Annotated in this window: 6 protein-coding genes and 1 pseudogene; 4 read left to right on the top strand and 3 right to left on the bottom strand. The window is 55.2% G+C overall.

Features of this window, described 5'->3' with window-relative positions; all coding sequences use genetic code 11:
* Positions 1 to 72: 72 nt before the first annotated feature.
* Together FBQ85_23375 and FBQ85_23380 are read right to left on the bottom strand one after the other, a co-directional pair.
* Positions 73 to 141: pseudogene (locus FBQ85_23375) on the bottom strand (UDP-N-acetylglucosamine--N-acetylmuramyl-(pentapeptide) pyrophosphoryl-undecaprenol N-acetylglucosamine transferase).
* A gap of 26 nt (positions 142 to 167) precedes the next feature.
* Positions 168 to 476: an MGMT family protein gene (locus tag FBQ85_23380; GenBank protein MDL1878085.1), complete on the bottom strand. Its 309-nt coding sequence runs from the start codon at positions 474 to 476 to the stop codon at positions 168 to 170.
* A gap of 144 nt (positions 477 to 620) precedes the next feature.
* On the opposite strand from FBQ85_23380, the gene FBQ85_23385 reads away from it, so the two are divergent.
* The 4 genes from FBQ85_23385 to FBQ85_23400 all read left to right on the top strand — a co-directional run bounded on the left by FBQ85_23385 (position 621) and on the right by FBQ85_23400 (position 6,644).
* Complete coding sequence (locus FBQ85_23385) at positions 621 to 3,491, top strand: T9SS type A sorting domain-containing protein (GenBank protein ID MDL1878086.1); 2,871 nt, start codon at positions 621 to 623, stop codon at positions 3,489 to 3,491.
* 231 nt (positions 3,492 to 3,722) lie between these two features.
* Positions 3,723 to 4,298, top strand: coding sequence for an N-acetylmuramoyl-L-alanine amidase (locus FBQ85_23390; protein MDL1878087.1), 576 nt, complete (start codon positions 3,723 to 3,725; stop codon positions 4,296 to 4,298).
* Between the two features lie 152 nt (positions 4,299 to 4,450).
* Positions 4,451 to 5,764, top strand: a complete 1,314-nt coding sequence (locus tag FBQ85_23395; GenBank protein MDL1878088.1) for a DUF4339 domain-containing protein — start codon at positions 4,451 to 4,453, stop codon at positions 5,762 to 5,764.
* Between the two features lie 31 nt (positions 5,765 to 5,795).
* A complete protein-coding gene (locus FBQ85_23400) occupies positions 5,796 to 6,644 on the top strand; it encodes an SDR family oxidoreductase (GenBank protein MDL1878089.1) in 849 nt (282 codons plus the stop codon).
* A gap of 20 nt (positions 6,645 to 6,664) precedes the next feature.
* Here the strand turns inward: FBQ85_23400 and FBQ85_23405 are convergent.
* The coding region (locus FBQ85_23405) for a glycerophosphodiester phosphodiesterase (GenBank protein MDL1878090.1) at positions 6,665 to 7,324 on the bottom strand (660 nt) is incomplete at its 5' end.

The following is a 7,324-nucleotide window of genomic DNA, read 5'->3' on the forward strand; positions in this document are numbered from 1 at the left end:
TGCGCAGCGAGCTCCCGCCGACCTCCCAGCCGTCCGCGGCCAGGTCCGCGACGATCCACTCCAGCCGCGCGCCCCGGCGTCCCGCAGCGCCTGGGCCACCGCAAGGCCGGGAAAGATGTGGCCGCCGGTGCCGCCGGCCATCACCACCACCAGTGGCGCGATCGCTTTCAACGTGCCCTCCGGAGTGCGGATTGGGCGGCGGATTCCGCCGGCGTGTGCGCAAACGCCGGCTCGATCCGGCCACGCCCGCGCGCGCTGTTTCGCACACCGCCGTCGGCGGGCGGCTGCGCCGTCTGCGGCGCGGCGCCCTGGGCCGGCGCGGACCCCACGGCGCGACGCAAGGCCACCTGCCGCGCCGCACGCGGTTGCCCGGCGAGCGCCGCAATTTGGCCGTAAGTCGCCACCTTGCCGCGCGGGATTTTTTTGATAATCGCTTTGACGCGCTGAAATAATGTCTGGGGAATTGGCTTTGCCATAAACAAACATAATCACAAACTGTTTCGACTGCAAACTGATTTTTAGAGGAAACTGCCTCCGGGCGCTGTAAGTTTTCGCAAGAATAAAAGCGTCCGGGCGATCATCAAAATTGATTTTTGGATTTGATCACTTTGGAGGAATGCATGCTTCGTTCCCGTTTGCTCGTCTTTGTCGTCGCCCTGATGTTGCTTGTTGCACGTCCCGCGTTTGCGCAATCCGACAGCGTCGATGTCACTTTTTTCTATAAACCAGCCGGCAATCCCGCGACGGTGTTTTTACCGGGAGAATTCAACAACTGGGGGCCGAACAGCAACGGCACCATTGCAAGCAACGCGCCCTCGCGCATGACGTTCGAAGCCGCAACAAGCCGGTGGGTAAAAACCGTGCGCCTGCGCGTTGGCGGCGCGGTCGGCGGCGGAGGCGTTGCAGGCGCGTATCAATATAAATTCAACGAAAACGGTTCGAGCGGCGGCTGGCTCTCTGATCCGCTCAATCCGCGGCGCAATGCCAACGACAACAATAATTCGATTTTGTATGTCAGAAATCCGACGATTCACTATCTGCTGCCCAATTCCGTTTCCGGGCTGGTGAGCAGCACGCAACCCGCCATCAGCGCGTATATTTTTCCGGCGCGAAACAGTGTGATTGATACTTCGGCGCTGCGGCTTTTCATCGACAATACCGAATATCGAAATCTCGGCGCACACTATGACGCGGCGAGCAAGCTGTTTTCATTCACGCTGCCCTCGCCGCTATCCGGCGGCGTGCACCAGCTCAAGCTCGTTGCCCGCACCACCGCCGGCGCACAAAACGCAGACAGCACCACGTTCACGATTTTGCAAAACCCGCTGCAAGTGGTGGAAGCATTGCCTGCCGGCGCGCGAGACGGGATCAACTATGTCAACGCCGCTTCGGCTACGCTGGTGCTGCACGCGCCGCGCAAAGAGTTCGTTTATCTCATCGGCAGCTTCAACAACTGGCAAATTGACACCAACTATTTCATGAAACGCACGCCCGATAGCTCCCGCTACTGGATTACACTCAACAATCTTACGCCCGCAACACAATATCTTTTTCAATATCTCGTTAACGGCAGTTTGCGCATTGCCGATCCCTATGCCGAACAAGTCAGCGATCCCTTTAACGATCAATTCATCAGCAGCACAACCTATCCGAATTTGATCCGTTATCCCGCGGGCCAAACCGAGGAGATCGCTTCCGTATTGCAAACCGCGCAATCGCCCTACACCTGGCAGGCAACGGATTATCAACGGCCCGCGCAAAAAGATCTGGTGATCTATGAACTGCTCATCCGCGATTTCATCGCCGCGCATGATTACAAAACGCTGATCGACACCTTGAGTTATTTGGAAAATCTCGGCGTCAATGCCATCGAGCTGATGCCGGTCAATGAATTCGAAGGCAATATCAGTTGGGGCTACAATCCTTCGTTTTATTTTGCCGCCGACAAGTATTATGGCCCGCGGCAGGATTTGAAGCGTTTTATTGATGAATGCCACAAGCGCGGCATTGCCGTCATTCTGGACATGGTGTTGAATCATTCGTTCGGACAATCGCCGTTCGTGCGCTTGTTCAGCCAGGGCCCGTACGGCCCGCCGACGGCGGAGAATCCCTGGTTCAATGTTACGGCGCGGCATCCGTTCAATGTCGGTTACGACATGAATCACGAGAGCCAGGCGACCAAGGACTTGGTGGATCGCGTCAATGCTTTTTGGCTGACAGAGTATAAAGTCGACGGCTTTCGGTTTGATTTATCCAAAGGCTTCACGCAGCGCTTCAGCGGCGATAATGTGAGTTTGTGGGGACAGTATGACGCCTCACGCATCGCGATTTGGAAACGCATCGCCGACAAAATTTGGGAGGTTGATTCCACCGCGTATGTGATTCTCGAACATTTTGCTGAAAATCAGGAAGAAAAGGAATTGGCGGAATACCGGCGCGGCATGCTGCTGTGGGGCAATATGAACGTCGCCTACAGTCAATCGGCCATGGGCTGGCTGGAAGATTCCGGCCTGCGCGCGGATTTATCCGGCGGCTATTACAAAACGCGCGGCTGGACCAAGCCGGGATTGATTACTTACATGGAAAGCCACGATGAAGAATGGTTGATGTACAAAAACCTGCAATACGGTCGCAGCAGCGGCAGTTACAATGTGAAGGATTTGAATACGGCGCTCGATCGCATCAAATTAGTGGCGGCATTTTTTCTCACTATTCCCGGGCCAAAGATGATTTGGCAATTCGGCGAGCTGGGTTACGATCAACATCTGCCCTCCGGCAACGAGCCGGGCCGCACTGATCCCAAACCGATTCGTTGGAATTATTATCAACAGCCCGAACGCTTGCGGCTTTACAAGGTTTTTGCCGCGCTACTCAAATTGCGCAACGAAAATGAAGTATTTCGCAGCGAGGCGACGCAACTCAATTGGCGCGTCGGGCAGGGGCAATATGATCGCCGCATCAATCTCACGCATCCCAGCATGAACGTGACCATTGTGGGCAATTTTCATGTGACGCCGCTGAACGTCAATCCCAATTTTCAAACCACGGGAATTTGGTATGATTATTTTTCCGGGGATTCGATCAGCGTGAGCGATACGCAGGCAGCGCTGGCTTTGCAGCCGGGCCATTTTCGTATTTACACCAGCAAGCGTTTGCCGCCGCCGGAGCCGGGCATTGTCACCGGCGTGGCAGAACCTCCGGCAAGTGTTGCGGCTGCATTCGAAGTGCAGCAGAATTACCCCAATCCATTCAATCCTTCGACACAAATCAATTTTTCTGTGCCGCGCGCAGAGCGTGTGGTTGTTCGCATTTTCGATGTGTTGGGCCGGGAAGTTGTAACTTTGTTCGACGGGATGAAAACCGCCGGCGCGCATTCTCTCTTGTGGAATGGCAAGAATGCGAACGGGAAAACGGTGAGCAGCGGTGTTTATGTCTTGCGCCTTTCAGCCGGAACGGAGGTGGCAGTGAAAAAGATGGTCGTGGCGAGGTGATCTTGCCGGCGCTATTGCGGCGTGACCCTGCCAGAATTTCCGCTTGACTTGCGGAGATCATGACTATATATTGACTGCGTTTAAATGCACGAATTTCAGCGTTTGAGATTGTGATGGTGTCTTTTTGATCATATTTCTTCAGGCGCAACCGGGTAAACAAAAATCTCCTGAAATTGTGATCGTGTCTATCCTGACGAGACTTTGGGAGGCAACACAAAAGGGCAAGCCCTCATGAAAATCGCGCTTGATCCGGGACATGGCGGCATTTATACCGGCGCGATCGGTAATGTGCCATTTGAATTGCAGGAAAAAGACGTCACCCTGTCCCTATGCATCAAGATCAAAGATTTGCTGAAAGCAGCCGGCCATAAAGTCATTTTAACGCGCACCCGCGATGTTCACCTTGCGACGAACATACGTGATGATATTCACCGGCGCGCGGCTCTCGCCAATGAGGCCAATGCGGAGGTGCTGATCAGCATTCATTGCAACGCTTTCTCCGATCCCAATCCTGAAGGCATCGAATCGTGGTACAAGCCGCATTCGGCGGCAGCAGAGAAATTCGCGCGCGCGATTCAAAACGCGCTGGTTGCCAAATTCAGCAATCATCTCAATCGCGGCGTCAAGCCCAAAGATTTGTTGCTCTTTCGCTATGCCCAAATGCCGGCCTGCCATATTGAAACGGAGTTCTTGACCAATCCCGCACAGCTTGAATTTTTGGCCTCGGATTTCAATCAGGATGCGATTGCCGACGCCATCGTGCGCGGCTTGCTGCACTTGTCAAGTTCGCCCCGTCGCCGTTCCTAAAAAAATCGCCGCAGCTCTCCGCAGTTTTGCCTTTGGGCGGTACCCTTATCAGATGCGATATGACGAAAACGGAAGGACGCCGCATTTTCTTACCGCTGCCGCCCGGCCTCGCTTTCATCAAAAACAGGACGTGAATTAGGAGCGTGACTCTCATGGATAGCACTGCAACGATGAATGACATCTTTGTTCGCGTGAAGGAGAAACAATATGGCCCGTTTACCACACAGGAACTGCGTTCGTTAGCCAACCAAGGCGGTTTTAGCCCGGCAGACGAAGTCTGGAATGATGATGAAGGCCAATGGGTGCCGGCCTCTGCTTTGCAGAACCTGGAAACGGTTTTTAATAACGAGGCAAACGCCTCGATGAATCGCGCCAAGCGTGTCATTGCGGTCGGCGGCGGCAAGGGCGGAGTCGGCAAAACGGTTTTCACCGCGTCACTCGGCGTCGGCTTGGCGAGCATGGGAAAGCAAGTGGTGATGGTTGACGCAGATTTGGGCGGCGCGAATCTACATACCGTGATGGGCATGCTCGAACCCGAGCGCACGTTCTATGATTTCTATTCGCTCAACGTCGAGAATCTCAACGATATCATTCTTCCCACGCGCATCGACCGGTTGCGCCTGATCAGCGGCGCGTGCGGCACGCTCGGCTTGGCGAATCCCAAATACGCGCAAAAGCTGCGGTTCATCAAACAATTGCGCACCATTGACGCGGATTTTGTTTTGCTCGATTTGGGCGCCGGCTCTTCCTACAATGTCGTTGATTTCTTTTTGGCGGCGGATGAGGGCATCGTCGTGACTAATCCCGAGCCTACGGCGATTCAGGAATGTTTCAATTTCATTCGCATCTGCCAACTGCGGCGGTTGCGACTGGCGTTCCAGGATCACCCGGAAGTTTCGGCGATTCTTGCGCAAGACGATCTCGACAAGCCCGGCCGCATCGCCGTGACCATGCCGGAGTTGCTCGCGCAAGTGCAGGCGGTCGATGCCAACGCCGCGCGCCTGATGCAATCGATGCTGGAATCGCATCACCTCAAGCTGGTCTTGAATATGGTGATGAAGAAAGATGACATCAAAGAAGGCTTGGCGATTCAAACAGCCGCGGCGGAGTTGCTTTCGCTCGAGGTTGATTATCTTGGTTTCATCACCTATGATCCCAGCGTGCGCACTTCTGTGCGCGAGTTCAAGCCGTTTCTGCTGGAAGCGCCGAATTCGCCCGCCTCACAGGATTTGGCGAAACTGATCAGCGTCAAGATGCTCGGCAACAAATCCCTGTTCAAAAATTTTTGGGAAAAGCGCAAATTACACCGGCAATTGCAGGAACAGCGCGCGGAATATCCCGAGTTGAATTTGCAGCAACAAGCGCCGATCTGCTCGATCAAATGCTTTTATTGGGGCGATTGTGAGTATCAAAACGGCGGACATCCCTGTACCGTGCGGCATCTCGAACCGATTTTCAAATCGTGAATCTCGCCTGGCAAAGGCGTGAAGGGAGAGCATGTTCACCTCAGACTTACTCAAAGATAAGTTCGCGCTGATCACCGGCGGCGGTTCGGGCCTCGGGCTGTCCATGGCAAAACGTTTTGCCGGGCTGGGCGCGCGCCTGGCGATCTGTGGGCGCAACGCCGAACGCCTGGCAGAAGGCGCGCAAGCCATTCAAGCTGCCGGCGGTCGCGAGGTGATTACGTTTGTTTGTGATGTGCGCGACCATGACGCCGTAACGCAAGCCCTGGACGCGCTGGTCGAAAAACACGGCCTGCCCGATATTTTGGTGAACAACGCAGCGGGCAATTTTCTCGCAGCCACCGAGGATCTATCGCCCGGCGGTTTTGATGCGGTCATGAAAATCGTGCTCTATGGCACGTTCAATTGCACGCAGGCGCTCGCGAAAAAATGGATCGCGGCGAAACGCGGCGGTAACATTCTCAATATCGTCACGACCTATGCCTGGAACGGTTCGGCGTTCGTTGTGCCCTCCGCCTGCGCGAAAGCCGGCGTGCTGGCCATGACGCGCTCACTGGCCGTGGAATGGGCAACTTACGGCATTCGTCTCAATGCCATTGCGCCCGGACCGTTTCCCACTGAAGGCGCGTGGAAGCGTTTATTACCAACCAAAGAAGTTGAAGAAAGCGCCAAGAAGCGCATTCCGCTGGGCCGCTTTGGCGAGCACGAGGAGTTGACCAACCTGGCCGCTTTTCTGGTGGCGGACGGCGTCGATTTCATCACCGGCGAGGTGGTCACGATCGACGGCGGTGAAGCGCTCGCCGGCGCCGGGCAATTCTCACAATATTTGCAGCATGACCGGCAGCAATTCAAGCGGGTGTTGCAGATGATGCGTGGAAAATAACGTTACGCTTGTTGCTGGCATCAATTCTCCCTCGACTTTAAAACTTCCGCCAGACGATCCGGGTAATTCGTAATGATGGCATTGACGCCGAGATCGAGCAGTTTGTTCATCAGCGGCTTTTCATTCACCGTCCACACATGCACTTCTTTCCCGGCGGCGCGCGCTTTTTGCACGAATGCGGCATCCACCAGGCTGTGATGTGTGCTCAGCACCTCGACATTACCCGAAAAAACTTCTTCTCGATATTCCCGCGGCCCAAAGATGTAGCCGACGCTCAGCTCCGGCGCGAGACGTTTGATCTCGTCTGCGACCTCAAAGCCAAACGACGTGACGATACACTCCTGCTCAAACTGTTCGCGGCGAATCGTTTCCACCACCAGTTGCGCGATGTTGCGCTCGTGGCCGTGTAATTTGACTTCGATATTCAACTTGATTTTGCCGCGCACGAGCGCTATCGCCTCGGCGAGCGTGGGCAGCGGTTCGCCCGCAAATTGAGCATTGAACCAACTGCCCGCGTCGAGCATCTTGAGTTCCGCCAGATTTTTTTGCCACAAGAGGCCGCGGCCGCTGCTGGTGCGCGCGAGCGAATCGTCATGAAACAGCACGAGCTGATCGTCGGCGGTTTGTTGCACGTCGATTTCCGTCATTTGCGCGCCCATCTCCATCGCCAGGCGAATGGC

Source organism: Cytophagia bacterium CHB2, from assembly GCA_030263535.1.
Lineage (GTDB): Bacteria > Zhuqueibacterota > Zhuqueibacteria > Zhuqueibacterales > Zhuqueibacteraceae > Coneutiohabitans.